Origin of the sequence: Actinomyces polynesiensis (assembly GCF_000820725.1) — a bacterium.
Lineage (GTDB): Bacteria > Actinomycetota > Actinomycetes > Actinomycetales > Actinomycetaceae > Pauljensenia > Pauljensenia polynesiensis.
Genome location: NZ_CCXH01000030.1, coordinates 1 through 2,080, shown reverse-complemented (window position 1 = coordinate 2,080; position 2,080 = coordinate 1). Strand labels below are relative to the sequence as shown.

General features: G+C 69.5%; 1 pseudogene. It reads right to left on the bottom strand.

The features are described from left to right. Window positions 1–31: 31 nt before the first annotated feature. Window positions 32–2,080: pseudogene (infB, locus tag TA90_RS01210) on the bottom strand (translation initiation factor IF-2); the annotation flags it as partial.

Sequence of the window (2,080 nt, the reverse complement as noted above, 5' to 3'; positions counted from 1 at the left end):
CTCCGGGGGGCGTCCCCGAGCACCTGCGGTCTCAGTCGCGGGGCTTCTCGCGCCTCTCCCAGGTCTCGATGACGTCGCCCTCGGCGATGTCCTTGTACCCGAGCGTGATACCGCACTCGTAGCCCTCACGGACCTCGGTGACGTCGTCCTTCTCGCGGCGCAGGGACTGGATCTCCAGGTTGTCCGCCACCACGACGCCGTCGCGCACCACACGGGCCTTCGAACCGCGCCGAATGGTCCCGGAGCGGACGATGACACCGGCGATGTTGCCGAACTTGCCGGAGTGGAAGACCTGGCGGATCTCCGCCGAGCCCAGCGCGACCTCCTCGTAGATGGGCTTGAGCATGCCCTTGAGGGAGGCCTCGACGTCGTCGATGGCCGAGTAGATGACGTTGTAGTACTTGATCTCGACGCCCTCGGCCTCGGCCATCTCGGCCACCCGCTCGGCGGGACGGACGTTGAACGCGATGATGACCGCGTTGTCGACCGTGGCCAGGTTGACGTCGTTCTGGGTGATGGCGCCGACACCGCGGTGGATGATCCGCAGCGCGACCTCGTCGCCCACGTCGATGCGCAGCAGCGAGTCCTCCAGGGCCTCGACCGCACCGGACACGTCGCCCTTGATGATGAGGTTGAGGGTGTCGACCTCGCCCTCCTTGAGGACCTTGTCGAAGTCCTCCAGGGTGACGCGCTTGCGGCGCTTGGCGAGCAGCGCCTGACGCTCCACGGCCTCACGCTTGTCAGCGATCTGACGGGCGGTGCGGTCGTCGGAGGCGACCAGGAACGAGTCACCGGCGCGCGGCACGGAGGTCAGGCCGATCACCTGGACCGGGCGTGCGGGCGGCGCGGCGGGCACGGTGTTGCCGTACTCGTCGAACATCGCACGCACGCGGCCGTGGGCGGCACCCACGACGATCGCGTCGCCGATGTGGAGCGTGCCGCGCTGGACCAGCATGGTCGCCACCGCACCACGGCCCTTGTCGAGGTTCGCCTCGATGGCGATGCCGCGGGCGTCGGTGTCCGGGGTTGGCGCGCATGTCCAGGGACGCGTCCGCCGTCAGCAGCACGGCCTCCAGGAGGTCCTGGATGCCCCGTGCGCATCTTGGCCGACACGTCGACGAACATGACGTCGCCGCCGTACTCCTCGGCGACCAGACCGTACTCGGTGAGCTGGGAGCGGATCTTCTGCGGGTTCGCCCCCTCCTTGTCGATCTTGTTGACCGCGACCACGATCGGCACACCGGCGGCCTGGGCGTGGTTGATCGCCTCGACCGTCTGGGGCATCACGCCGTCATCGGCCGCGACCACGAGGATCGCGATGTCGGTGACCTGCGCGCCGCGGGCACGCATGGCCGTGAAGGCCTCGTGACCGGGGGTGTCGATGAAGGTGACCTTGCGCTCGGTGCCCTCCAGCTCCACCGTCACCTGGTAGGCGCCGATGTGCTGGGTGATCCCGCCGTGCTCGGTGTCGACGACATCCGTGTGACGGATGGCGTCCAGCAGCTTCGTCTTGCCGTGGTCGACGTGGCCCATGACGGTGACCACCGGGGGCCGCGGCTTGAGGTGCTCCTCGTCGTCGAGCTCCTCGGCCTCCAGGTCGATGTCGAAGGACTCCAGCAGCTCGCGGTCCTCGTCCTCGGGGGAGACGATCTTGACGTCGTAGCCGAGCTCCGCGCCCAGGGCCTCGAAGGTGTCCTGGTCGAGGGACTGGGTGGCGGTCGCCATCTCACCGAGGTGGAAGAGGACCGTCACCAACGCTGCGGGGTTGACGTTGATCTTGTCCGCGAGGTCCGCCTGGGACGCACCCTGACGGATCCGCACCTCCTGGCCGTTGCCACGGGGGATCTGCACGCCGCCGATGGCGGGAGCACTCTGCTGCTCGAACTCCTGGCGCTTGGCCCGCTTGGACTTGCGTCCACGCTGGTTGCGCCCACCGCCACGTCCGAAGGCACCGGGCGTGGAGCCACGGCCACCGCGACCGCCGCGGGGTCCGGAGAAGCCACCGTGGGGTGCGCCGGTGCCCGCACCGGCGCCACCGGGGGCACCGCCGCCCGGACGTGAACCGACGCCGCGACCGCGG